Consider the following 23,951-nt stretch of genomic DNA (forward strand, 5'->3'; position numbering starts at 1 on the left):
CCTAACCTTGCCGGGGTCAGCAGGGCTGAAATATCCTGAGGGGAACTCACCTGCTGACTTGGAACAAAAGTGTCAAATCTCCGCCAAGTCCACTTGAGGCGACAGGGCGCTTTGAAGCCAGAACGGCCTCGATTTCAGGTGAGGGGAAGCAGCTCTGATAGATCTCAAGCCAGGCGATGCGGTTTGACGGCACGGTTCCGTCGCCGGGGTAGGGTTCCTGCTTGGCACCCGTGACCCTCTCAAAGTAAGATGGATCGTCAAGGGAGCTCACCACCCGGTTCACCAGCCGGCGCAGGGCCCCATTATGCTCGGTATAAAGATCGATACCTCGGTTGCGCGCCAACTCCGCGGTGGCGACCAGCAGTTCTGTTGCGAGGATGTGGTAGTCACGCGCGCGCTTGCCGCGGTCGATCTCGAGGGGCAGCGTGCCCTCCAGCGTGATCTGCGCAAGGCCAACGCGCGCGCTGTCGATGCCCCATTCGGTCAGGCGCCTGTCGCCGGTGGCGATGCCCGCCGCGGTTGCGCTCAGGCCCGCCCAATAGCGATGATTGTTACGCCCCGAGATCTCCCTGTTGTTGTCCATGAAGGTGGCCACTTGCTTGCCCAGTGTATGCAGCCAAGCTTTGACCCGCTTCTTCGGCTCTTCCTCCAACCCTGAGGCATTCTGGATCTGGAGATAGGCCAGTGCGAAGCCTCCGAGAGTTTGGCCCAGGTTGAACAGGGCCTGCTTCGACCGCATATCGGTCATCGCGTCTGCCGCAGCCCAGCGCTCTAGCCAAGCAAGTGCGCACTGGGCCGCCGCCGGATTCCTCGGGGCTGAGCGTACATAGTCGTTGGCTATCTTCACCAAAGCTTTAGCGTACGCGCGCAGGGGCTCCACAGCCTTCAGGTAGGTCTCGTTGGCATTTTCATCAATCGTCGCACGCGAGGTATCACTCTGCTTGTACTTGCTCTGCGTCTCGAGGGTTATCACGGGCGCCCCGGGCGCTTCGCATTCGTATTTCGGCTTTGCATGGTCATCGCCTTTTACCGTTGCCGGCACCAGATAGCCTGCCCCCTGCGCATAGCTAGGTGCCGTGAGAAGTGGGGCGAGAAGAACCGCAATAAGCGACGTGCTGCGCAGAAGCCGCATATCGGAGCTGAGAGGCATATGAACTGATCCTATTGCAGTTTCGTACTTATCTATGCCTGGGTGTACTTATCGCCAGGCTCATTGTTCTGACTCCTTTGGGATCGGATGAGGTTAGATCCTCCCAGGTGAACATTTAGGACCGAGACGTCAGACCAGCCCGTAAAAGCGCTGAGCCGTACCGCCGAAAATAGCGGTCTTTTGATCCTCTGTCAGATGGTCAGTGAGTTCCTGCGCCCATTGCCACCATTGAGGATAGGTGCTGCGCAAGGTGCACACTGGCCAATCGCTTCCGAACATGAGGCGCTCAGGCCCGAATAGGTCGATAAGGGCTTCGGCGACAGGCTGGAGCGTATCCTTTGAAGGCGGCTTCCTGCACTCGGTGACGAGGCCTGAAAACTTGCAATGCACATGAGGGATGCTCGCCACTTGCGCCAAATCCCTTCGCCAGGGATCCAGGCGCTCGCCAATGGGCGGCTTTGCGCCATGGTCAATAACAATCTTCAAGTCTGGATGGCGCTCGATCAAACGCAGGAGATTGGGAAGGTGATGAGGAAGAACCAAGGCATCGAAACGCAGGCCAAGATCTGTCAGGGCCCGATAGAAAGGAGACAGTTCGGCCTTCAGCATCCAGTGGTCGTCCGGGATATCCTGCAGCATCGGGCGGACGCCGCGGAGCAGCTTGTTCAAGGCTAAGCGCTCCAGATCGTCTATGGCATGAGGTGAGAGCATATCGATCCAGCCGACCACTCCTTTAACCTGCGGCTCGGCCTCCGCAACCGACAGGAGAAACCGGGTTTCCTCCAGGGTCGGAGCTGCCTGGACAAGGACCACGTAATCGATGCCGGCCTGTTCCCAGGACGATCGTACGTCGTTGATCATGAAATCGCGATAGATGGGGGCAAGATCTGGAGTGAGCCAGCCGTAATCGCCTCGCAACAGCTGCCAGACATGCATATGGGAGTCGATACGCGGGTGTTGGCTCATTTCTAACTAAAATCAGTTCGGGCGTGAGAACTCCAAACCTGCCGATCTTCAAAGGATTAGCCCGAAGACATGGTGTTAGGAGTCCTGGTCGCCGATGGCTGCCCATCTTCGACTGAGCACGGGAGAGGGAATGGACCCTCTCCCGGTAGGCCTCGCTCAATCATAGAGAACGGTTGCGATCTTTGGATCGCTCATGTTCGACTTGTCGTAGTAGAAGAAGCCGGTGTCGATAACCTTATCAAGCTTCTCGCCCTTGAGTGCTTTCACAGCAGCCTCAACCGTCTTGTAACCAATGCCAACCGGGTTCTGGGTGATTGCACCCGCCATGAGACCTTCCTGGATCGCCTGCTTCTGCTGCTTGCCGGAATCATAGCCGATAATGACGATCTTGCGGTTCATCTCACGGGCGCCGTTGACCACGCCAATCGCCGAGCCTTCGTTGGCGCCGAAGATACCCTTGAGCCGGGGATTGGCTTGGAGAATGGATTTCGTGATCTCCGTCGACTTCAGGTGATCGCCGGAGCCATACTGAACGCTCACGATGTTGATCTTCGGATATTTCTCCTTGACCCGGTTCAGGAAGCCGTCGCGACGGTCGATGCCCGTGCGGCTGGTCTGATCGTGAACCACGAGGGCAACGTCGCCTTCGCCGCCGATCAATTCCGCCATCCTGTCCGCGGCCAATGCCGCAGCTGCCAGGTTGTTCGTGGTGGCCGTGGTCACAGGAATGTCGCTGTCAACGCCGGAGTCAAAGGCCACGACCGGAATCTTGGCGGCCTGCGCCTTTCGCAGAAGTGGGATAGCCGCTTGGCTGTCGAGCGCCGCAAAGCCGATCGCCTTGGGATTCTTGGCAAGAGCAGCCGAGAGCATGTCGATCTGCTTGTCGACCATGGTCTCACTGTCCGGCCCCTCAAATGTTATGCGCACATTATTGTCCTTGGCAGCCTGCTCGGCTCCGGCCTTGACGGCTTGCCAGAACTGATGCTGGAAACCCTTCGAGACGAGCGGGATATAAATCTCTTGGGCTGCTGAGGGGCCTGCAAATCCGATCACCGCTGTGATGCCGATCGCACTGAGAAGAATGCGTCTATTCCACATTTTTTCCTCCTGATTGTGACTCGTGGTCGACCCCGGCGTGCTTGTGATAATCGTGCGCCGGATTGATAAGGCTTCTATGATTTTGTCTGCTCCTCCATGATCACGAGAGGTGAGGGGAGATCCTTAGCTTCTGCGGCGCAGGATATCCGCATAGACGGCGAGAATGATGATGACTCCGGTCACGACCGTTTGCCATTCCTGGGCCACCGAGAGGATGCGCAGACCGTTCGTAAGGACGCTGATGATCAACGCGCCGATGATCGTTCCAAGGATCGTGCCGCGCCCGCCGCTCAGGGAGGTGCCGCCAATGACCACGGCCGCAATGGCGTCGAGTTCATAGCCTTGGCCGAGTGCAGGCTGGGCAGAGTTGAGACGCGAGGCGATGATGAGACCGGCGATGCCGCAGATCCCACCTGAGACCGTATAGACAATGATCTTCCAGAAGTCGGTATTGACGCCCGAGAGACGCACCGCCTCCTCATTCGATCCGAGTGCGAACGTGTAGCGGCCAAGAGCGGTCCGTGTGAGAACAAGGCTGGAAGCCACCGCAACGACGAACAGGATCAGAACTCCATTGGGAATGGGCAGGAAAGGCAAGATCGCTCCGATGAAGGATTCCTGCGAGATCATTGAGAAATTGGGTGTATCGTTAAAATAGATCGGCCGGGTCCCCGAGATCACGAGGGCGAGGCCCTTCAAGAGCATCATCATGCCAAGTGTGGCGATGAAGGGCGGAATTTTCATCTTGGCGATGAGGGTGCCAGACACCGATCCACACAGCGCCCCTGCCGCAATGGCCGCGAGGATTCCCACTGGCATGGGCAGGCCCCAATAGGTCAGGAACACGCCTGCAATGACCGCGCAGAACGTCATCAAGGTGCCAACCGACAAGTCGATTCCGCCAGTGATGATGACGAATGTCGCAGCGACGGCGAGAACACCGTTCACGGCCGTCGCCTGCAGGATCCCGATGAGATTATCAGCCTGGAGGAAATTCTCGGAGGCGATGCTGAAGACGGCCATGAGAGCGATCAGGCTGGCGAAAGCAAGAAGCTTCTGCCACGCCCCCTGGCTCAACACAGCGGACCTGATAACGGTCTGGGTTTCCTTTTCTACGATGGTCGTCACGAGATGGACCCCTTCGTTGCCGCGTTCACATTATCTGCAGTGATACTATGACGCTGTGTTGCAAGACGCATGATATCCTCCTGCGTCGTTCCCTCGGAAGGCAGCTCGCCTGTCATCCTTCCTTCGCACATCACGGCGATCCGATGGCTCATGCGCAGGATCTCGGGCAGCTCGGACGAGATCATCACGATGGCTCGTCCCTGTTCCGCAAGGGCGTTCAGAAGCTTGTAGATTTCATTTTTCGCCCCGATGTCTATGCCGCGAGTGGGTTCGTCGAAGAACAGGATCTCGCAGTCCCGCGCAAGCCATTTGGCGATCACGATCTTCTGCTGATTGCCGCCCGACAGAAACCGTACCTCCTGGGCTTCCGAGGGCGTTTTAATCCGCAATCGCCCGATGTAGGAGCGCGCGGTCTCCCGGATGGCTCGTGCCTTGAGGAACACATTCATGGAAAGGAACTTGCTCAGACAGGGCATGACGATATTGGCCGCCACATCCATGCCTGTTGCAAGCCCGAAGCGCTTTCGATCCTCGGAGAGATAGCCAATGCCGAGCCGCACGGCGTCCTGTGGCGAGCGGATCGTCACAGGCTGACCTCTGACGATGATCTCTCCGCTATCGATGGGGTCTGCACCAAAGATCGCTCGCGCGACTTCCGTGCGGCCGGCACCCATGAGACCTGCGAAACCAAGAATTTCGCCTTTCCGCAGCTTGAAGCTGACATCTTGAATAGTGCTGCTTCGCCGCAGATTGCGGACCTCAAGCACCACCTCATGACTCGACAGGTCGGGAACGTCCGTTTTGGTCTCGGTCAGGCTGCGGCCAACCATCATCGAGATGATCGTATCGACACTCGTCGAAGCGGTAGGGACCGTGCCGACATATTCGCCATCGCGCATGACGGTGACGCGGTCGGAGATTTCCTCCAGCTCGTCCATCTTATGGGAGATATAGACGATGCCGACACCCTCGGCCTTGAGCTGGCGGATGATGCTGAACAGCTCCGCAATCTCGGCACTGTTCAAGGCAGCGGTGGGTTCGTCCATGATCAAGACCTTGGACCTGAATGACAGGGCTTTGGCGATCTCGACCATCTGCTGTTTGGCCACCGTCAGTCCGCCAACTTCGGCCTGAGGGTCGAGCCTCAGATGCATGCGCTTAAAGATTTCGGCGGCAGCCCGGTTCAGTGCCTCCTCATCGAGCAGGAGACCCATGGCCCGCTTGGGCTCGCGACCGATAAAGATGTTCTGGGCGGCAGTGAGATCATTCATCAGGTTCAGCTCCTGATGAATGATGCTGATGCCTAAGTCCTGGGCCGCACGCGGAGAGGGTATATCGACGGGCGTGCCGTCGATGAGGATCTCCCCAGCATCCTTGTGATAGATTCCGGCGAGAACCTTCATCAGGGTCGATTTACCGGCGCCGTTCTCTCCCATCAGGGCGTGGACCTCGCCCGCAAATAGCTCGAAACGAGCTTTCTTGAGAGCCTTCACGCCTGGGAACGACTTGTCCAGATCCGTGATCGTGACAAGCGGCTTCATGAGCGGCTCTCTAGGTGCAACACTGCACCAGAAGTATTGGGGAAGCCATCAGCACTCGCCATACTGGGCGTATCCTGACGCAGCCGAGCGAGGGCGCCGAGACACTCAAGATTCCAGGCCGCTGCGGTCGTGAGCAGGACTTTGTCCTGTACCCGCATCTGTTCCTCCCGGCCGCCGCCCTTTGACGATCCTTTGCTCTCGACACCATTCGTTCGGCGCCTTCCGGAACCGGATGGAATTGAGCGTCGGAAGCTTTCTTGTTTTGAGGATGATATTCATGAAGCCAAGGGGCAGGCAACTGGAAATATGGGATCAAGAAAGAGGGTGGATCAGCAACTGTAACTTTATCTCTTAGCCAGACTAGGGTGATTGGAATCTCAAGCGACTCACTGCCGTTGTTGTCAGCGGCTACAGCGCTTGCCGGCTCGATGGCAGCGCAATAGGCTTGAACCTCTTCCTCGAAGAGGCCCGCGGGACGAAGGATGCCGAGGGACCTGAATGGAGCAATCAGATGTCCATCGACCCAATCCAGAAGAGCCGGCTCGGACGCACGAACCTTTCGGTCTCCAAGGTCTGTTTCGGCACCTCCTCTTTAGGAGATATGCCGGGGACCTATGGCTACGACGTCAGCGAAGACAGGGCTCGAGAGACCGTGCGAGCCATCTTCTCCGGCCCTGTGAATTTTCTCGATACGTCGCGCATCTATGGTTTCGGCCGCAGCGAGGAACGAATCGGCGATGTCATCCGTGAACGCGGAGGATTGCCGGAAGGATTTGTGCTTTCGACCAAGCTGGATCGCGACCCGAGGACCAACCGCTTCGATGCCTCGCAGGCGCGGCGCTCCCTGGAGGAGAGCCTCAAGGCTCTCCGGCTCGACCGCATTGACCTCCTGCATCTTCATGATCCGGAGCACGCCGACTCGCTCGAAGCCACCATCGGCGCGCACGGAGCCCTTCCGGAATTGTTCAAGATGAAGGAGGAGGGGCTGGTCAAAGCCGTCGGGCTTGCCGCAGGACCTGTGGAGATCATGATGCCACTTCTGCGTGACTGGGACTTCGACGCAATGATTACGCATAATCGTTTCACCTTAGCCAACCGCAATGCGGAGGCGATGATCAGCTTCGCACATTCCAAGGGAATTTCCGTTCTCAACGCGGCGCCCTATGCGGGCGGTGTTTTGGCAAAGGGCTCCGATTCATACCGACGCTACGTCTACCAAGAGGCTTCGGAGGGTCAGCTTGACCCCATTCGCCGAATCGAGGCGATCTGCGCCAAGCACGGTGTTCCACCAGGCGCCGTCGCCCTGCAGTTCTCGATGCGCGACGAGCGGGTAACATCCACGATCTGCGGAGTCAGCAAGCCCGAACGGGTTGTTCAAACGCTCGAATGGGCACGCTGGTCGATTCCCCAGACAGTCTGGGATGAACTGGCATCTCTGTCTTACTCAACTGACGACCCGGAGGCGAGCCGCCAATACAATCCAGAATAAGCCGTCGGTGCGGGTTCTTTGCAGCTTTCTTGTGCAGCGCCATGTATGGACCCAGACCCTTCAATCAGTCAGGGATTGTCAGCCATGCTGAAAAACATTGATCCTCTCCTATCTCCAGATCTGCTGATGGTGTTACGCTCAATGGGACATGGCGATGAAATCGCTGTCGTCGACGGCAATTTTCCGGCAGCTGCCATGGCTCGGCGCCTCGTCAGACTCGATGGGCTGCCGGTAACAGCCGTGACCAATGCAATTCTATCAGTCATGCCTCTCGACGACTTCGTGCCGGAGGCGGCATGGCGCATGGAAGTCGTGGGTGACCCTCAAGCGGAGCAACCGATCTTCGATGAGTTCCGTGCAATCATTGCGCTTCATGAGGGATCGGCCTTTCACCTTGCGGCTCTTGAGCGTTTTGCCTTCTACGAGCAGGCCAAGGCTGCATATGCCATCGTTTCAACAGGAGAGACCAGACTTTATGGAAACGTAATTTTGAAGAAAGGTGTTGTTCGCAGTGCATCCCGTCCATCAGGAGAATGACGAAGGTCTCTCCTGGGTTCTTCGCGTTCTGCATCCTATGAAGTGACATAGGTTTCCTATCGCATTGGGATAAACGAGCGCTTTAGATAGCCGGTTCCTTTATTCAGGCACGTAGCGTGGACAGGTCGTTTTGTTTGTCTATGCAAAGGAAGGATCGATATCTAGCCGATCCGGGCGGCAGTCGATTTGGCAGACGGTCACTCGCATGTCTCAGACCTCTCTCTACACGGTTGCTGTAAGCCTGGCACTATCCTAAGACAACGAAAAGTGTCTGCTTTTTTACAAAGCTTACATATGTGGCTCAAGCATTGCGGCGGGAAATGCGCGGGTATTGTAAAGCTGGTTAAAGTAATTTAACAGAAGTTCTGCACCTTCAAAGCGGATCTGGGCATCGAAATACATGGACGAGAAGAATCTTCAGATCCTGCATCTTCTCCAGCAGAATGCCCGGCTTCCGCTTAAAACCCTAGCCGGCAAAGTCGGACTGGCGCGCAGCTCCGTTCGTGAGCGGATCGCCCGCATGGAAGCGGAAGGCATCATTCTCGGTTATAGGGCCGATGTCCGGCAGGACCATCGGGGAGGAGAGGTCGTTCGGGCCCTGCTGATGATCCGGCTTGGACGAACGCCGGCCCGCGAGACCGTCTCCCGCATCACGGCTCTTCCAGCCGTCCGCAGATGCCTCTCCGTCAGTGGAGACTTGGATCTGGTGGTCGAGATTGAAGCAGGTGCCATGTCAGGTCTCAATGCTGCTCGAGACGAGATCGCCCTCATCCCGGAGGTCGCGGATGTCACGACGGCGATTATCCTGAAGGATGAGAAACCAGCCTGAGCGGTGAACATCGACGCCTGAGCCGCCAATATGGCGGTCTGGCCGCCATATTGACTGGTGCAGCCGCCTCCCTACCAGTGTCAGATTTCGGGAAACACAAACTTGGAATGCTGCCGTGACCATTCTCGACAACCCTCGTCCTGCTTTTTCGAGCCCCGAAGCGCATGAGCTTTTGCAGGCCCAGTTTGGCATTGAAGGTGAGCTCACCTCCCTGCCGAGCGAGCGGGACCAGAACTTTCGCGTCGAGACGCCAAGCGGGCAGGATTTGACGTTCAAGATCATGAACGCGGCAGAACCACTTTCCGCCATAGAATTCCAGACTGCTCTCCTGCGCCACTTGGAGAACTGCGATCCGGACTTGGCCGTGCCGCGGATCGTGCCTACGGCGGGTGGGCAGGATTATGCGCTGATCGACGGCGCGGCCGGGCAGCACGCCGTTCGCCTTGTGTCCTATCTCCCGGGACACCCGCTCGCCAAAGAGAGGAAGACACCGCAGGTCCTGCATGGCATTGGGAGCCTGCTTGGGCGACTCGATCGGGCGCTTGACAGCTTCGGTCATGCGGGAGCTCACCGCTCCTTCGATTGGGAGATCCGTACTGCGCCTCTATCGCGGGAGCGCTTGCATGCTGTCACTGATCCGGAGCAACGCAGGCTCGTCGAAAGAGTCCTCGATATCTATGACACCCGTGTTGTGCCGGCCTTGAAGCACCTGCGCTGCGGCGTCATTCACAACGATGCCAATGACTGGAATATCCTTGTTGCTGATGGACACGTCAATGGCCTTATCGATTTTGGCGATGCCGTACACTCGCCCGTCGTCGCCGAAGTCGCCGTGGCCTGCACCTATGCCATGCTGGACGAGGCAAGCCCCATCGAGGCGGCTGCCCGGATCGTTTCCGGTTACCATGCCCAGTATCCTCTCCGGGACGAGGAATTCGCCATGATCCTGGATTTGATCATGGCCCGCCTCTCCATCAGCGTCACCATGTCGGCTGCCCGTCGCATGGGTGCTGCCGACGATCCCTACCTCTTCGTGAGTGAAAAGCCTGCTTGGGATCTTCTGCGAAAAATCTCCGTGATCGACCATCGTATCGCGACTGGCATTCTGCGTCAGGCCTGCGGGCTTGAGGCCGCGCCGGGAGCCCGCCGGATTCGGGAGTGGCTCTCCGCCAATCGCCGAAACCTTGCGCCTGTGATGAAGCCGCACCCGGCTCGTCAGGCGAAGCATGTTCTGAACCTCGGCAGCATGGACGAACCCTTGGCAGCTGCAAGTGCTGCCCAGGACAATGCCGGTGCCGACCGTGCCTATGCCGAACTGGTACGCAAGCACGGTTTCACCCTTGGTCTTGGCCCCTGGGGAGAGCGGCGCACCATCTATACTGCACCCTTCTTCGAGTCGGTGCTGGCTGAAGGCACACGTCGCAATGTGCATCTGGGGCTCGATATCTTCGCACCAGCCGGGGTGGAGATGTTCACGCCCATGGCTGCGACCGTCGTTGCGGCCACGATCAACCCGGAGCCGCAGGATTATGGCGGCCTCATCCTGCTTGAGCATGAGCCGGAACCCGGCCTTCGCTTCTGGACGCTCTGGGGACATCTCGACCATGCATCAGTCCGGGAGCGCTACGTCGGCGAGCGCCTGGAAGCCGGCGCCTTGGTGGCCCGACTCGGAGATTATGATGAGAACGGCGGCTGGGTGCCTCACGTTCACCTTCAACTGAGCACGGTGGCCTATGAGGATGTCAGCATCATCCCCGGTGTCGGCGAAGAGGCATTTGTCGCTGTCTGGGAGGATATTTACCCGCGTCCCTACGATTTCGCAGGACTGACATCCGAGGCCCTCGAGCGAGCCGGCCGCGAGAGGGAGGAACTCGTCGAGAAGAGGCGCGAGCGGCTGGGACGCAATGTCAGTATGTCCTACAGCACACCTCTCAAAATGGTGCGAGGCGAAGGTGTCTGGCTCATCGACGATTCAGGACGTGCCTATCTCGACTGCTATAACAACGTCGCTCATCTGGGCCATTGCCATCCGAATGTGGTGCAAGCGATTGCCCGTCAAGCCGCACTTCTCAACACCAACACGCGCTATCTTCACGATGCGATCATCGATTATACGGAGAAGCTGGCTCAAAGCCTGCCTAAAGAGCTCGACACATTCTTCGTCGTCTGCACAGGGAGTGAGGCCAATGACTTGGCATTGCGCATGGCGCGGGCCTTCACCGGTCGCAACGACATGCTGGTGCTCGACTGGGCCTACCATGGCCATACACAGTCTCTGATCGACATCAGCCCCTACAAGTACAAGCGAAGGGGAGGGCGTGGGCGGCCAGCCTTCACCCACGAGCTTCCGATTCCCGAAGTATACCGCGCGCCTATTGAAGGAACACCGGAGGAGATCGGCAGCCATTATGCTGCCGAGGCCGGGAGGATCATCTCTGATCTCGTGTCGTCGGGCCATGCTCCAGCGGCGTTCATCGCAGAAACGATCCCGAGTGTCGCAGGGCAGATCTTCCTTCCTCCTGGGTACTTGAAGGAAGTCTATGCGCGGGTTCGCGCCGCGGGAGGCATTGCAATCGCCGACGAGGTGCAGGTCGGGTTTGGTCGCGTCGGAAGCTCTATGTGGGCTTTCGAGGAGCATGGTGTCGTGCCTGATATTGTCAGCATGGGCAAGCCTATTGGCAATGGCCACCCGCTCGCGGTCGTCGCGGTGCGCCGTGAGATTGCGCAGGCTTTCGCGAACGGTATGGAGTATTTCAACACGTTCGGCGGGAATCCCGTATCCTGTGCAGCAGGACTTGCAGTTCTTGATACGCTCGAGAAGGAGAACCTGCTTGCCAATGCTTCGGAGCAGGGCGCCTATCTTCTCAACGGCATGAAGCGCCTCCAGGAGAAGTATCCAGCAATCGGGGATGTCCGCGGCCGGGGCCTGTTCCTGGGAATTGAGATGGTCCGGGACCGATCAACCAAAGAACATGCAGGCGACTTGGCTTCCAAGATTTCCAACAGGGCGAAGGAACATGGTGTTCTCATGGGTACTGACGGTCCCTACGATAACGTCATCAAGCTGCGCCCGCCGATGATCTTCAAACACGAGCACGCGGACTTGCTCCTCCAGGTTCTTGACCAGTCCATGGCCGATGTCCTTCAGTGACTCGTAAGGCGGAACTCTCAATCGGGAAGCAAAGCTATGCTCGGTCAACTGAAGAAAGTATGAGAGGTAGCTTTAAAGCCACCGATGATGCCGGTAAGGTTCGAGGGAGATTGCAAGGAGCGGGAGCTTTTCATGACTGGCTACGGAGATACCTACTACTCCCGCACGCTCACGGATGCGTCGCCACGCCCCTCCCTTGAGGGAATGGTGACTGCCGATGTTGCCATCGTTGGCGGCGGGCTTGCAGGTCTCACGGCAGCTCTCGATCTGGCACGCTCAGGTCGCTCGGTTGTGGTGCTTGAGGCGGAAAGGGTCGGCTGGGGTGCGTCAGGGCGGAACGGAGGTTTTGTCGGCCCCGGCTATGCAACGAGTCATGCCAATATTACCCGCATGGTAGGCCCTGAAAAAGCCCGGGAATTGCATCGGCTTTCGATCGAGGGCGTGCGCATTGTCGAGGATAATATCAACGATCTTGCCATAAGCGACAACAAGCGGGTCTACGGCAAGATGAGCGTGCTCCGGTATGATGATCCGAGCAGCCTCGCACGACATTGCGAGATGATGCAGAGGGAATTCGACTATCATCTTGAGGTCATGCCAACTGAGGCCGTGCGGGCCGTTCTGCGTTCGTCGAAGTACTATCAGGCTCTTCACGATCCCGCCTGCTTTCACTTCCACCCTCTCAATTATGCCCGGTCCATGGCAACGGCGATCGAATCTCTGGGTGGGCGGATCTTCGAGGGATCCCGCGTTACGGGCTGCGATCTCGATGATGTGGAAAAGACGGTCAGGACAGCCTACGGTGAAGTAAGGGCCCGTGATGTGGTCCTGGCGGGTGGAGGTTATACGGACAATTTGGTCCCCCGCCTGCGCCGCAGCATCTTGCCGATTGCGACCTATGTTCTTCTAACGGAATCAGCACCGGAGAGGATCGCAGAGGCGGTGCGCACGCCGATGGCGATCAGCGACAACCGCCGTGCGGGCGATTACTACCGTCTTGTCGATGAGGGAACACGCCTTCTCTGGGGTGGGCGGATCACAACGCGCACGACCGAGCCGCGCCGTCTCGCGGAGATGATGCAGAAGACGATGATATCCACCTATCCTCAACTCAAGGGTTTACGTGTGGAGACGGCATGGTCGGGCCTTATGGCCTATGCTCGCCACCTAATGCCGCTCATCGGAAAACTTCAGCCCGGAGTCTGGTACGTCTTCGGATTTGGCGGACGCGGCATGAACACGACGGCCATTGGAGGACGAGTGATCGCAGAAGGGATTCTCGGCCGGACCGATCGTTATCGTCTCTACGAACCCTTTGGTCTCGTATGGAGCGGGGGTCCTTTCGGCGTTGCCGCAGCCCAACTCACCTACTGGACTTATCAGGTCATGGATCTTGCCAAGGAACGCCGTGCGGCACGTGCCACCTGATGTGAGTTTTGTTTTGAGCACCATCTTATGACTAAATGGAAGGGCGCCTCGATCGAGGCGCCCTTCCATTTAGTCATAAGAGCTGTTCACGCAAGTCGGCAGCGTTCCAAATTTCCTAGTCGTGCCCGAGCCGCATGCGACGCTCAAGGAACCGGCTGTAGGCGCCCATTCCGTAAGAGAAGAATAGGAAGACGGCAGCTGCGAAGACGTATCCTTCCATGACCGCAATCCCAACCCATGCCGGATCCTGCATCGCCGTGCGAACGGTGGAAAGAAAGTCCAGAAGGCCAATGATCGTGACGAGCGTCGTGTCCTGGAAAAAGCCGATGGAGATATTCACCAGCGGCGGGATCGCGATCTTCAAGGCCTGTGGCAGAACCACGAGACGCATGGATTGCCAATAATGCAGTCCCATGGCGCTGGAAGCCTCGTGCTGCCCGCGGGGGATCGCCTGCAGACCGCCGCGGACGGCTTCCGCGATATACGCGGCCGCGAAGATGATGATGGCAATCTGGGCCCGCAGCAGTTTGTCCACTGTGACGCCGCTCGGCATGAAGAGCGGCAGCATGACTGATGCCATGAACAAGATGCTGATGAGGGGCACACCTCGAATCACTTCGATGAAGACGATGGCGATGACACGAATGGCAGGCAGCTTCGAGGAGCGGGCCAAAGCCAGTAAGACCCCAAGCGGAAATCCGAGCGCCAGCCCGACCGCCGAGAGCAGGAAGGAGAGGGGCAGGCCGCTCCATTGCGTCGTCGGCACATATCGAAGACCGAAGATGCCACCTCCAATGAGAACTGCCGTTGCTGCGATTGTGATCCCCCAGAGGACGAGAAGCTTCCTGTTCCAGAAGCGCGGGACCATTGTGATGCCGATCGCACCCAGGAACAGGGTCATCGCCAGCAGCACGCGCCAATGTTCATCGTAAGGGTAGACACCGAAGATCATGAAGCGAAGTTTTGCTTCATAGAAAGGCCAGCAAGCTCCTTGCCCCACTTTGCAGGCCTGTGCCCCTCCTTCGGTGACCGCTCGGGTCACAAGCCATCCATAAGCGCCTTTGACGCCAAGCCAGAGAACCCACAGGCAAACCAGTGTGACCGCTGCATTCACTGGAGTCCCGAAAAGAGGCTTGAACGTGCGCTGAAGCAGGCGACGCTCCACATTAGGCCCGCGCTGAAGCGGCATCTTCAGTTGCGCTTCGGCGATCTCAGTCGCAGTCGTCATGGCCTAGCGCTCCTTCAGCGCGACGCGGCTGTTATACCAGTTCATGAATATGGAAATTGTGATCGACAGGCCGAGATAGACCAGCATGAAGATCGCGATCCCCTCAATCGCCTGGCCCGTTTGGTTCATGGTCGTGTTCGAAACCATCACGAGATCCGGGTACCCGATGGCGATGGCAAGCGATGAGTTCTTGAAAAGGCTCAAATAGCTGCTGGTGAGCGGAGGAATGATGACCCGAAGCGCTTGAGGAAGGACGACGAGGCGCATGGTGGATCCGTCTCTCAGGCCCAATGCACGTGCTGCCTCCCACTGCCCCTTGCGCACCGACAATATGCCGCTTCGCACGATCTCTGCGATGCCGGCCGACGCGGAAAGGGCAAGCCCGACGAGGAGAGCGGTAAATTCCGGCGTGAGCTGGGCGCCTCCTGTCAGCCGGAAGCGCCCTTTCTCAGGGACACTGATCGTGAAATCGGGCTGCATGATCAGGATCGCGAGAATCGGTGGAGTCAGCAGGACGAGGGCAATCAGAGGCCAGATGGTCCGCTCTCCGCCGGTTCTGATGCGCTCAGCTGTTGCCCGGCGACGCAAAGCAACCGCGAGTGCCCCTCCGAGAACCAGTGCGACGAGAATGATCGTATGGGCGCTTGTCCATAACAGAGATGGCACGGTCAGGCCGCTGTTGCTCAGGAAGACATGAGGAAGAACCTCCCATGCCTCGCGGACAGCTGGCAGGCCGGTGACGATCAGAGCATACCAGAGAAAAAGGTAAAGCAGGAGAGGCACATTGCGGAGCGCCTCAACATAGAGAAAGGCGAGGAAGGCCAGCAGCGGATTGCGAGAGAGGCGGGCAATGCCGACAATAAGGCCTAGGATCGTTGCAATCACGACACTCCAGGCGGAAACCCAAATCGTGTTGACGATGCCGGCCAAGATCGCACGGCCATAGGTATCGGTCGGCTTGTAGTCGATCAATGTCTGACTGATGACGAAGCCAGCCTCACGGCTCAAATAGGCGAAGCCTGTGGCAATATTCTGTTCCGCCAGCTTCTGCGAGACGTTCGAGAAAAGGTAAAGTCCCAGAACGACGATGCTCCCGACGGCGAGCACCTGATAAAGGATGGCCCGGAAGCGGAGATTGTAGAGGAGCCTCGTCCCGCTCAACGCATCGACACGCATGGTGATCCTTTCCGGGGAGCGCCGAAGAAAAAACGGGCGGCCGCCAGGCCGCCCGCTGATCTCAGATTACCGGAACGGCGGAGAGTAGAGCAGGCCACCTTTGGTCCAGAGCTCGTTCGGGCCGCGCGTCAGGCCCAGGCGGGTCTTGGGGCCGAGGTTGCGGTCAAAGACTTCCCCATAGTTTCCGACGGATTTGATGATGTTGTAGGCCCACTTGTTGTCGAGGCCGAGCATCTTTCCGAAGTCGCCATTCACACCCAGCATGCGCTGGATTTCAGGATCTTCGCTCTTCAGGAACTCGTCCACTTTGGCCTGGGTGACGCCTTTCTCCTCGGCACCTATGAGAGCATAGATCGACCAGTTCAGAATATCGCGCCAGTTGGGGTCGTTCTGACGAATTGTCGGAGCAAGCGGTTCCTTCGAGATGGTTTCGGGCAAAACCACATACTGCGAGGGATCATTGGCGATGGCGCGTACGGAAGCGAGGTCCGAACGATCCGTCGTTATGGCATCGCAGCGTCCATTGAAGAAGGCATTTCTCCACTCGTCGGAATTCTCAAAGACCACCGACTCATACTTGATGTTCTTCGGCCGGAAGAAATCTTCCAGGTTCTGGAGCGTCGTGGTGCCGGGCAGCAGGCAGATCGCCGCATTGGCGAGCTCGCCGGCGCTCTTCACGTTGAGCTTGGCCGGCGCCATCAGGCCTTGGCCGTCATAGAACACGACGGGCCCGAAATCGAGGCCGAGGGACGCGTCACGCGTATAGCTCCAGGTGTTCTGCCGGGAAAGAATATCGACTTCACCTGACTGGACGGCCTGGAAGCGCACGTTCGTATTGAGCGGAACGTATTCAACCTTATCCGGATCGGCAAAGATCGCTGCCGACACGGCGCGGCAGATGTCCACGTCGAACCCGCGGCGAATGCCCTTGTCGTCAGCATAGGAGAAGCCGGGAGCGACCGGCGACACGCCGCAGAGAATCTTGCCGCGTTTCTTGACGGTGTCGAGCGTCGCTTGAGCAGAAGCGGGTGCCGCCGAAACAGCGGCAACGCCGGCAATGAGGCCCATTGCAAGCCAGCGGGCCATAGATTTGGATTGTATCATTGTACTCCCTCTTTCCGTGCGCCTTATCTGGTCGCTAACGCTTCAAGCTAGACCCGAAACAACTGGAGTTTCAAGGGCAGATTTTCCCAGCGTCATATTTCTGGGAACTTGCTGGCTGGCTAAAAGGTATGCAATCTTGCCCCTGTTCAACTGCAGCCGTTGCCGCAGCTCCGTCCTTAATGCGTGAGTCGTTCATGCCCATTCTGCCGAAAGCCGACATCGTCCTCACGAACGGCCGCATCTTTCGTGGACTTTCAGAACAGGTGACCGAAGCAATTGCCCTCTGGGCAGGGCAGGTCCTGGCGGCAGGCACAGCCGCCGAGATGCAGCCTCTCATTGGCCCGTCGACCCGCGTGATCGATCTCGCGGGGAGGCTTGCAACGCCAGGGCTGTGCGACTCCCACATGCATCTTCTCCCCTATGGGGTCATCATGGGCCATGTGGATGTACGGCCTGCTTCCGCACCCACTCTTGCGGCTTTGCTCGAAAAGGTCAGGCAGCGCGTCTCGGTCACGCCTCCCGGCCAATGGATCCAGGGGCGCGGATACGACCAGTTCGAGCTTGATGTCAGGCGTCATCCCCTCCGTGAAGAGCTTGATGCGGTTGCCCCCGACCATCCCGTTGCGATCGTGAGAGCCTGCGGCCATGTGACGATCTGCAACTCTAGAGCGCTTGAACTTGCAGGAATCGACGAGGTGACCCCAGTCCCGCAGGGAGGTGCCATCGAGCAGAGGGACGGACGATTGACCGGCTTGCTGGCCGAGACCGGGCGGGACCGTTTGAAGGCCGTGCTGCCGGAACCGACGGATCAGGAACTCGTTCAGGCGATCGACGATGCCGGCCGCGCATGCTTGTCCTACGGCATCACCAGCGTGATGGACGCAGGCGTCGGCATGAGGGCGGGATACCGTGAGGTCGCTGCCTATCGCATCGCCCAGCGCCTCGGCCGCCTGCCTGTGCGGACGACCCAGTGCCTGCTCGGAGGGCCAGGAGGCATCGTCGAGCAGGCCTATGCAGACGGTGTGGTGACAGGCGTGGGCGACTCCATGCTGCGCGTCGGGCCTGTGAAGATCTTCACCGACGGCAGTGCAGGCGGACGAACGGCCGCCATGTCCGAGCCCTATGTAGGGGAGCCTATAACGACGGGATTGATGCTCCTGCACGACAACGAGATGAATGACCTCGTGCACGAGTATCATTCAAAAGGCTATCAACTTGCCGTCCATGCCATCGGCGACGCTGCCATCGAACAGACCTTGAATGCCTTCGAGCGGGCTCTCGAGGCGATGCCGGATCCCGATCGCCGCCACAGGATCGAGCACGCGGGCTATGCGCGGGCTGACCAGAACGCCCGCATGAAGCGCCTGGGCGTTCAGCCTGTGCCGCAGCCTGTATTCATCTATGACTTCGGAGACTTGTACATTTCCGTTGTAGGCGAAAAGCGGGCAAAGCCCTCCTATCCACTCAGAACCTGGATCGACCTTGGCTTCAAGCCGGCCGCCGGCAGTGATGCGCCCGTCTGCGACATCAATCCCTTCCCCAACTTCTTCTCGATGCTGACCCGCAAAACGTCCCATGGCACCGTCATGGACGAGCGGGAGGTTGTATCCATCGAACAGGCCATCACTGCATTCACCGAGTTCGGCGCCTATGTGAACAAGTCCGAGCATGAATGGGGGCGTCTCGTCCCCGGACTTGCAGCGGATGTCGCGGTGTTTTCCCGTGATCTCATGACAGCCTCGCCCGAGGAGATCCTGCATGACACCCGATGCGATCTCACGATCCGCGGAGGCGAGATCGTCTTCGACCGCCATGGGGAGGCGGCTCGCTGATTCGAGCTAGGCTGGCAGAAGATTGGTTTGATAAAATAGCTCCGAGTTGTCTCGGAGCTTTCTTGCATTCTGTGGGCCTGACACAAAAAAATCTGCCAGTTCCATCAATTACGAACAGGAAACACGCGGGGGCTCAGTTGCTCGAGGTCTCGGCCTGCCCAGTCGCGCTGCGGCGCTGCCGCAATGGCTTCGGCCTGTCCCCTGCGAAGCATCTCAAGGTCTTCGCTGATGTCGAAGTCCAGCACCTCACCGTTCCGGACGACCTGACGCCCGTCCACATAGACGTCCTTGATGGCTCGGTCATTGGCCGAATAGACGAGGCTTCGAATGGGTTCGTAATCGGGCTGCATATAAGGATTGCCCATGTCGACCACCGAGAAATCCGCTTTGCAGCCTGGAGCAAGGCGCCCCAGGTCGGGGCGCCGGATCATGTCGGCACCGACGGCAGTCGCGGCCATGAACGCATCCCGCGTCGTGGCGGAGGTAAAGCTTCCCGCGATGATGCGGCCCGCATAACAGGCCATGCGAAGTTCGTCGAGCATGTTGTGTGGGAAGCTGTCCGTGCCGATACCACACCGGATACCCGCCTTGGCGTAGCGACTCAGGGTGTTCAAGGCAATACCGCGTCGGGCGAAGACCACAGGGCAGTGCGCGACCTGAGCGCCGCTGTCGCGCAGGCGCTCGAAATCGTTGGCGTGCGGCCAATGCAGCCAAGGGTGGTCGTTCAGGAAGATGCAGTGGCCGATGATCGTATCCGGCCCGAGGGCACCGATCTTGTCCAGCCATTCGATGGGTGTGCATCCATAACGGCGCATGATCTCCTGAAATTCCACGATGCTCTGTGCGGCATGGATCTGGATCGGCTGGCTCCGCTCACGTGCGGCCTCGAGCGCGTCGCGGATCTGCCCCTCCGTACAGGTGTCGATCTGGGCCGGGCCGATGAATCCGGTGATACGCCCGCTTGGGTGTTTCGAGGCGGCATCAGCAATTGCAATCGCCTCACGCAGCAATCGGTCGCCCGTGGCCGGATCGAGATCATACTCCACCGAGTGGCCGTTGGTGGTTTTCCATGGGCCGGAGCGAAACATGCCCCAGAGCACGGCGCGAATACCAGTTTCCGCGTATTCGTCCGCCCAGGTCTCCCGTGGCCTGCCGAGATCGCAGATGGTGGTCACACCGCTCTTCAACAACTCCGACGCCGCAACCCGCAATGCCGGGCGTGTGTATTCCGGGCCAATCTGGAAAACCGGCATGAACTCGTACAGCGAGCTCTGACCGAGGCGCGGACTGCCCAACTCCTCCAGCATCCCCTTCCAGCCGGGCTCATGGCCTGGGTGACTGTGAACGTTCACAAAACCAGGCATGATCATCATCCGGCTTGCGTCGACCTCGGCATCGACAGGACCGGAATAACCCGCTCCAACATGGACGATATCCGAGCCTTGGATCGCAAAATCCGCGTTGCGAAGATAAATGTGGGATCGAGCGGCCTCATCCCAGGCGACGATCCAATCACAATTGCGGAAGAGGGTCGTCTTGGCGACAACGCTGGTCATTTCAGACTCCATACGACAGAGAAGGAAGATCCTGCAGATAAGCTTGAGCGCACTAGGACGTTCGAGCGTGCGAGAGGCGGACATGGCCGACGGCCATAGCAACGGCTGCTTGAGTTGGCTCGACGACAGGAATTCCAACGGCCTCCTCCAGGGCGTTGCGATAGCTGGCCATGCCGGCACAGCCCATGACAAGCACGTCGGCTCCATGAACGTCCTTCAACGTGCGGCCCACCTCGATCATGCGACTTAAGGTTCGCGTTTCGTCGGAAAGCTCCGCAACGCCTAGTCCGATCGGCAGGTCGGCTGCGAAGCGGTCCATGACACCCATTGCACCGAGATAGCGGAGATGCCTTGGAATCGAGGTTGGCAGGATGGCAATGATCCCAAATCGCTGGCCGAGCGTGAGGGCTGTCAGTACGCCGCATTCGGCTATTCCGAAGACACGGCGCCGGCTCTGCTCGCGAAGCGCGTGGAGGCCAGGATCGGAGAAGCATGCGATCACAAAGGCGCCCGCGCTCTCTTCCAGTTCGGACGCCTTGCGCAGCATGGGCATGATGACACCGTCCACATCCCGCTGTGACTGGATGCCGGGCGGACCCTCCGCCAGGGACAGGCAAACGATGCTCGGTCCATCGGCACTCCTCAAGGGGGTGACGGCCTTGTCTATTGCTGCCGTAACAGTTTTTGAGGAGTTCGGATTGATGACATAGACCGACGGTCCCATCTTTGTATCATCCTCGGACAGCGAGCGGCAGGGAATAGGGAGCCAAGGTTGAGAGGGAGCGGCCCTGAGGATCATCCTGTTCAGCGCGCCGGCAGGCGCGCTTCTGCGCGTCCTGAAGCTCTCGAATTGCTCCGTCATAGTCCAAGTTGACGATTCGGTGGCCCTTCACGACCGCGTCGCCGTCCACGTAGACGTCGCGAATGGCGCGCTCGGCCGCACAGTGGATCAGATTGCGCAGCGGGTCATGGACCGGCTGCATGGCCGGATGGCTCAGATCCACGAGCGTTAGATCCGCTTTGGCGCCAGCCGCCAGCCGCCCAATGTCGCTTCGACCGAGGGCTTTTGCTCCGCCGAGTGTTGCGGCAGAAACCAGACTGCCCGTATCGAGGTCGAAGACACTCCGTCCTGCAATGCGGGAGCAGATCAAAGCCTCGCGCAGCTCCTCCAGCATATTGAAGGGATAGCTGTCAGTGCCGATGCCCACATTGACGCCTGCGCGACAGTAAGCGCCCAGACTTTCCAGCGTCATGCCGCTGCGCGCGAAAGTCACGGGGCAGTGGGCCACCGAAGTGCCGCTTCTGGCAAGTCGAGCAAGGTCGTCGCGGCTGCGTTGCCGTGTCCAGGTATGATGATCCAGGAAAATACAATGGCCCAGGATCAGATCCGGTCCAAGCACGCCCAGACGCTCCAGCAGGGCAGGTGCAGTCTCTCCGGTGCGCCGGAGCAGCTCCTCGTGCTCGGCCATGGTTTGCGCCGCATGGATGGTGATCCGCATGCCGCGGCGGCGCGCTTCAGCGACGGCATCCTGAATCAACTCCTCGGAACATGTTTCGATCTGTGATGGCGCAATCACGCCATCGATTCGGCCGCTGGGATGCGTACATGCTTGGTCCACGAAGGCCAGAGCCTCAGCGTAGCGCTCTCGTCCCCGGGCCTTGTTCCATTCGAAATCGAGGCGGTGACTGCCGGCCATCCGCCATTGCGCTTCGCGAAAACCAGGCGCGAGGTAGGCTCGCAACCCGCTTTCGGCGGCCAGGGAAAGCCATTTGGAATGAGGAGAGGCGATATCGAGATGGGTGGTCACGCCGCTGCGCATCAGGTCGCCCAGCATGATCGTCTGGCAGGCGGCTTTGGCATCGTCATCCGCGTCGATGAGGGCGGAATATTCATAAAGGGCGTTGCCCCAAAGCGCTGCTGTTCCAACGTCCTCGAACAGGCCTTTGGCAATGGGTTCATCGCCGGAATGGCAGTGGACGTTCACAAATCCCGGCATCACCATCAAGGAGGCGCCGGCAATAACCTCGTCGACGTGACCCTCATAGGCCGGACCCACATGCAGGATGCCGTCCTTGGAGAAGACTATATCGACATCTTGCATGTAGACGTGTTGAGAGGTGCTCTCGTCCCAAGCGACAACCCAAGCCGCGCGTCGGACAGCTGTTACCGTATTAGTCATGATGAACCGAGCCGGTGCAGATGTGAAGGTTGATAGGTGGGCGGGCCCGTGAAAAATCGACGTTGCAGGTCACAGGAGTTGAGCCCCAAAGTTAGTTGCCGGATCGAACTCGGGGCTCAACTTCCCGGCTGGGCGCATGGACGCAGCGCACCCGCGCAGCTGCAGCTGACCTGAACCTGGGGCGGCCTGGAGTTTTCCGTCTGCGATGATGATGTCGCCTCGACGCAGAACCGTTTCCGGCCAACCCCGCAGCGTACGACCGGCAAAGGGGTTGTAGCCGACATTGTCGTGCAGGCCATCATCGGTGAGCGTCACCTCGCGATCCGGGTTCCAAATCGCAATGTCGGCGTCAGCGCCGATTGCGATGGCACCCTTTCGGGGATGGAGGCCATAGATCTTCGCCGGGGCCGTTGCCGTCAGCTCGACAAACTTTTCGAGGCTGGACCTTCCTTGGCTCACCATGGCATCGAACAGAAGCGGCAAGCGTGTTTCGAGCCCTGGAAGCCCATTGGCGATCTGCTTGAAATCAGCTTCGGGGCCGGCGGCAAGCTTGCCACTGGAATCAAACCTGTATGGTGCGTGGTCGGAGGAGACGACCTGAAGATCCCCAAGTTCCAGCGCTCGCCAGAGCGCTTCCTGGTCGGCCGTTGAGCGGGGAGGAGGGCTGCACATCCATTTGGCGCCTTCGAGGCCCGGGCGGTCCAGGTCCTGCGCCGTTAGAAACAAGTATTGCGGACAGGTTTCGGCGAAGACTTTGATGCCTTCGCCGCGCGCGCGCCGGATAACGGCAGCGCCTTCCGCCGTGGATACATGGAACAGCATGATGGGCTGGTCCAGGAGCTGAGAGAAGCGGATGAGACGCTCAAAAGCCTCGATTTCGCATACGCGAGGGTGACTCACACCATGGTACTTCGGCTCGATGTAACCTCGGGATACGAGCCTGTCGGCCATCCACTTGATCATGCCGTGGTTCTCGGCATGGGCGCAGACCAGCGCTCCATATTTCCGGGCGACCATCATCACATCCAACATCTGCTCGTCGAGCAGGCGGACACGATCATAGGTCATGAAAATCTTGATCGAACGATGCCCGCTTTCGATCAGCCGGGGCAGGTCATGCTCCAGCGCTTCCGGCGTCGGGTCGGAAATCCAAAGATGGAAAGCGTAATCCGTCACAGCGCCGGCTGCCGCAACGCGCGAGTAATTCTCCACGACATCCTGCAGCCTGTCCCCTCGATGCTGCGCTGCGAAGGAGATCACCGTCGTCGTGCCGCCGAACGCTGCGGAGCGCGTAGCCGTCTCAAATGTATCCGCATTCATCAGCCCGCCGCCGGACAATTGCTGGATATGACAATGGGCGTCTACTCCGCCCGGGAGAACGAGCTTGCCCGCGGCCTCGATCGTACGGAGCCCCCGAGGCAGGTTCTGGCCTAGTGCGGTGATCACGCCGCCATGAACAGCGATGTCCATGGACGTGACACCATCGGTGGTCGCAACGGATCCACCTTTGATCACCAAATCGAACTCGGTCATGGGCCCCAAAGCTTTAGGGTGGGAG

Annotated in this window: 18 protein-coding genes; 6 read left to right on the forward strand and 12 right to left on the reverse strand. The window is 59.0% G+C overall.

What is annotated here, in order from left to right; translation table 11 throughout:
- Window positions 1-46 precede the first annotated feature (46 nt).
- The 5 genes from ILT44_RS15270 to ILT44_RS15290 all read right to left on the reverse strand — a co-directional run bounded on the left by ILT44_RS15270 (window position 47) and on the right by ILT44_RS15290 (window position 5,883).
- The gene (locus tag ILT44_RS15270; RefSeq protein WP_204240462.1) at window positions 47-1,132 is read right to left on the reverse strand and encodes an alginate lyase family protein; all 1,086 of its coding nucleotides are present in this window, start codon (window positions 1,130-1,132) and stop codon (window positions 47-49) included.
- A gap of 147 nt (window positions 1,133-1,279) precedes the next feature.
- Entirely contained in the window at window positions 1,280-2,086 is an 807-nt protein-coding gene (locus tag ILT44_RS15275) for an amidohydrolase family protein (RefSeq protein WP_204240463.1), read from the reverse strand.
- Between the two features lie 186 nt (window positions 2,087-2,272).
- The gene (locus tag ILT44_RS15280) at window positions 2,273-3,214 is read right to left on the reverse strand and encodes an ABC transporter substrate-binding protein (RefSeq protein ID WP_204240464.1); all 942 of its coding nucleotides are present in this window, start codon (window positions 3,212-3,214) and stop codon (window positions 2,273-2,275) included.
- A gap of 123 nt (window positions 3,215-3,337) precedes the next feature.
- A complete protein-coding gene (locus ILT44_RS15285; RefSeq protein ID WP_307826518.1) occupies window positions 3,338-4,333 on the reverse strand; it encodes an ABC transporter permease in 996 nt (331 codons plus the stop codon).
- A 5-nt stretch (window positions 4,334-4,338) separates the two neighbouring features.
- Window positions 4,339-5,883, reverse strand: a complete 1,545-nt coding sequence (locus ILT44_RS15290) for a sugar ABC transporter ATP-binding protein (RefSeq protein WP_204240466.1) — start codon at window positions 5,881-5,883, stop codon at window positions 4,339-4,341.
- Between the two features lie 511 nt (window positions 5,884-6,394).
- Between ILT44_RS15290 and ILT44_RS15295 the strand changes: the two genes are divergently transcribed.
- The 5 genes from ILT44_RS15295 (at window position 6,395) to ILT44_RS15315 (ending at window position 13,317) form a co-directional block, all read left to right on the forward strand.
- Window positions 6,395-7,372: an aldo/keto reductase gene (locus ILT44_RS15295; RefSeq protein ID WP_204240467.1), complete on the forward strand. Its 978-nt coding sequence runs from the start codon at window positions 6,395-6,397 to the stop codon at window positions 7,370-7,372.
- Window positions 7,373-7,456: 84 nt separating this feature from the next.
- The gene (locus ILT44_RS15300) at window positions 7,457-7,909 is read left to right on the forward strand and encodes an RbsD/FucU family protein (RefSeq protein WP_204240468.1); all 453 of its coding nucleotides are present in this window, start codon (window positions 7,457-7,459) and stop codon (window positions 7,907-7,909) included.
- A gap of 400 nt (window positions 7,910-8,309) precedes the next feature.
- Window positions 8,310-8,738 carry an Lrp/AsnC family transcriptional regulator gene (locus ILT44_RS15305; protein ID WP_204240469.1) on the forward strand — a complete coding sequence of 143 codons (429 nt, stop codon included), beginning with the start codon at window positions 8,310-8,312 and terminating at the stop codon, window positions 8,736-8,738.
- Window positions 8,739-8,853: 115 nt separating this feature from the next.
- Window positions 8,854-11,889 (forward strand): aminotransferase class III-fold pyridoxal phosphate-dependent enzyme, encoded by a 3,036-nt coding sequence (locus ILT44_RS15310; protein ID WP_204240470.1) that lies wholly within the window; start codon window positions 8,854-8,856, stop codon window positions 11,887-11,889.
- 132 nt (window positions 11,890-12,021) lie between these two features.
- Window positions 12,022-13,317 carry an NAD(P)/FAD-dependent oxidoreductase gene (locus ILT44_RS15315; RefSeq protein ID WP_204240471.1) on the forward strand — a complete coding sequence of 432 codons (1,296 nt, stop codon included), beginning with the start codon at window positions 12,022-12,024 and terminating at the stop codon, window positions 13,315-13,317.
- 115 nt (window positions 13,318-13,432) lie between these two features.
- Here the strand turns inward: ILT44_RS15315 and ILT44_RS15320 are convergent, their stop codons facing one another.
- The 3 genes from ILT44_RS15320 to ILT44_RS15330 all read right to left on the reverse strand — a co-directional run bounded on the left by ILT44_RS15320 (window position 13,433) and on the right by ILT44_RS15330 (window position 16,825).
- On the reverse strand, window positions 13,433-14,545 hold the full coding sequence (locus tag ILT44_RS15320; RefSeq protein WP_204240472.1) for an amino acid ABC transporter permease: 1,113 nt from the start codon (window positions 14,543-14,545) through the stop codon (window positions 13,433-13,435).
- Between the two features lie 3 nt (window positions 14,546-14,548).
- The gene (locus tag ILT44_RS15325) at window positions 14,549-15,721 is read right to left on the reverse strand and encodes an amino acid ABC transporter permease (RefSeq protein ID WP_204240473.1); all 1,173 of its coding nucleotides are present in this window, start codon (window positions 15,719-15,721) and stop codon (window positions 14,549-14,551) included.
- 66 nt (window positions 15,722-15,787) lie between these two features.
- The gene (locus ILT44_RS15330; RefSeq protein ID WP_204240474.1) at window positions 15,788-16,825 is read right to left on the reverse strand and encodes an amino acid ABC transporter substrate-binding protein; all 1,038 of its coding nucleotides are present in this window, start codon (window positions 16,823-16,825) and stop codon (window positions 15,788-15,790) included.
- Between the two features lie 194 nt (window positions 16,826-17,019).
- Here ILT44_RS15330 and ILT44_RS15335 point away from each other — a divergent pair, with 194 nt between their 5' ends.
- Window positions 17,020-18,657, forward strand: coding sequence for an amidohydrolase (locus tag ILT44_RS15335; protein WP_204240475.1), 1,638 nt, complete (start codon window positions 17,020-17,022; stop codon window positions 18,655-18,657).
- A gap of 104 nt (window positions 18,658-18,761) precedes the next feature.
- Here ILT44_RS15335 and ILT44_RS15340 read toward each other — a convergent pair whose 3' ends face one another.
- The 4 genes from ILT44_RS15340 to hydA form a co-directional block, all read right to left on the reverse strand.
- Window positions 18,762-20,213 carry an amidohydrolase family protein gene (locus ILT44_RS15340; protein ID WP_204240476.1) on the reverse strand — a complete coding sequence of 484 codons (1,452 nt, stop codon included), beginning with the start codon at window positions 20,211-20,213 and terminating at the stop codon, window positions 18,762-18,764.
- Window positions 20,214-20,265: 52 nt separating this feature from the next.
- The gene (locus ILT44_RS15345) at window positions 20,266-20,937 is read right to left on the reverse strand and encodes an aspartate/glutamate racemase family protein (protein WP_204240477.1); all 672 of its coding nucleotides are present in this window, start codon (window positions 20,935-20,937) and stop codon (window positions 20,266-20,268) included.
- Window positions 20,938-20,944: 7 nt separating this feature from the next.
- On the reverse strand, window positions 20,945-22,315 hold the full coding sequence (locus tag ILT44_RS15350) for an amidohydrolase family protein (protein WP_204240478.1): 1,371 nt from the start codon (window positions 22,313-22,315) through the stop codon (window positions 20,945-20,947).
- A gap of 147 nt (window positions 22,316-22,462) precedes the next feature.
- Window positions 22,463-23,926 (reverse strand): dihydropyrimidinase, encoded by a 1,464-nt coding sequence (hydA, locus tag ILT44_RS15355; RefSeq protein ID WP_204240479.1) that lies wholly within the window; start codon window positions 23,924-23,926, stop codon window positions 22,463-22,465.
- Between the last annotated feature and the right edge of the window lie 25 nt (window positions 23,927-23,951).

The organism is Microvirga arvi, from assembly GCF_016892765.1.
Classification (GTDB): Bacteria; Pseudomonadota; Alphaproteobacteria; order Rhizobiales; family Beijerinckiaceae; genus Microvirga; species Microvirga arvi.

What these genes read in the sequence shown, in the direction of transcription:
- hydA (WP_204240479.1), bottom strand. Translation starts at nt 23,926, where the DNA reads ATGACCGAGTTCGATTTGGTGATCAAAGGTGGATCCGTTGCGACCACC.
- ILT44_RS15330 (WP_204240474.1), bottom strand. Translation starts at nt 16,825, where the DNA reads ATGATACAATCCAAATCTATGGCCCGCTGGCTTGCAATGGGCCTCATT.
- ILT44_RS15350 (WP_204240478.1), bottom strand. Translation starts at nt 22,315, where the DNA reads ATGCAAGATGTCGATATAGTCTTCTCCAAGGACGGCATCCTGCATGTG.
- ILT44_RS15275 (WP_204240463.1), bottom strand. Translation starts at nt 2,086, where the DNA reads ATGCATGTCTGGCAGCTGTTGCGAGGCGATTACGGCTGGCTCACTCCA.
- ILT44_RS15340 (WP_204240476.1), bottom strand. Translation starts at nt 20,213, where the DNA reads ATGACCAGCGTTGTCGCCAAGACGACCCTCTTCCGCAATTGTGATTGG.
- ILT44_RS15335 (WP_204240475.1), top strand. Translation starts at nt 17,020, where the DNA reads ATGCCCATTCTGCCGAAAGCCGACATCGTCCTCACGAACGGCCGCATC.
- ILT44_RS15280 (WP_204240464.1), bottom strand. Translation starts at nt 3,214, where the DNA reads ATGTGGAATAGACGCATTCTTCTCAGTGCGATCGGCATCACAGCGGTG.
- ILT44_RS15295 (WP_204240467.1), top strand. Translation starts at nt 6,395, where the DNA reads ATGTCCATCGACCCAATCCAGAAGAGCCGGCTCGGACGCACGAACCTT.
- ILT44_RS15270 (WP_204240462.1), bottom strand. Translation starts at nt 1,132, where the DNA reads ATGCGGCTTCTGCGCAGCACGTCGCTTATTGCGGTTCTTCTCGCCCCA.
- ILT44_RS15345 (WP_204240477.1), bottom strand. Translation starts at nt 20,937, where the DNA reads ATGGGACCGTCGGTCTATGTCATCAATCCGAACTCCTCAAAAACTGTT.
- ILT44_RS15290 (WP_204240466.1), bottom strand. Translation starts at nt 5,883, where the DNA reads ATGAAGCCGCTTGTCACGATCACGGATCTGGACAAGTCGTTCCCAGGC.
- ILT44_RS15325 (WP_204240473.1), bottom strand. Translation starts at nt 15,721, where the DNA reads ATGCGTGTCGATGCGTTGAGCGGGACGAGGCTCCTCTACAATCTCCGC.
- ILT44_RS15320 (WP_204240472.1), bottom strand. Translation starts at nt 14,545, where the DNA reads ATGACGACTGCGACTGAGATCGCCGAAGCGCAACTGAAGATGCCGCTT.
- ILT44_RS15300 (WP_204240468.1), top strand. Translation starts at nt 7,457, where the DNA reads ATGCTGAAAAACATTGATCCTCTCCTATCTCCAGATCTGCTGATGGTG.
- ILT44_RS15305 (WP_204240469.1), top strand. Translation starts at nt 8,310, where the DNA reads ATGGACGAGAAGAATCTTCAGATCCTGCATCTTCTCCAGCAGAATGCC.
- ILT44_RS15315 (WP_204240471.1), top strand. Translation starts at nt 12,022, where the DNA reads ATGACTGGCTACGGAGATACCTACTACTCCCGCACGCTCACGGATGCG.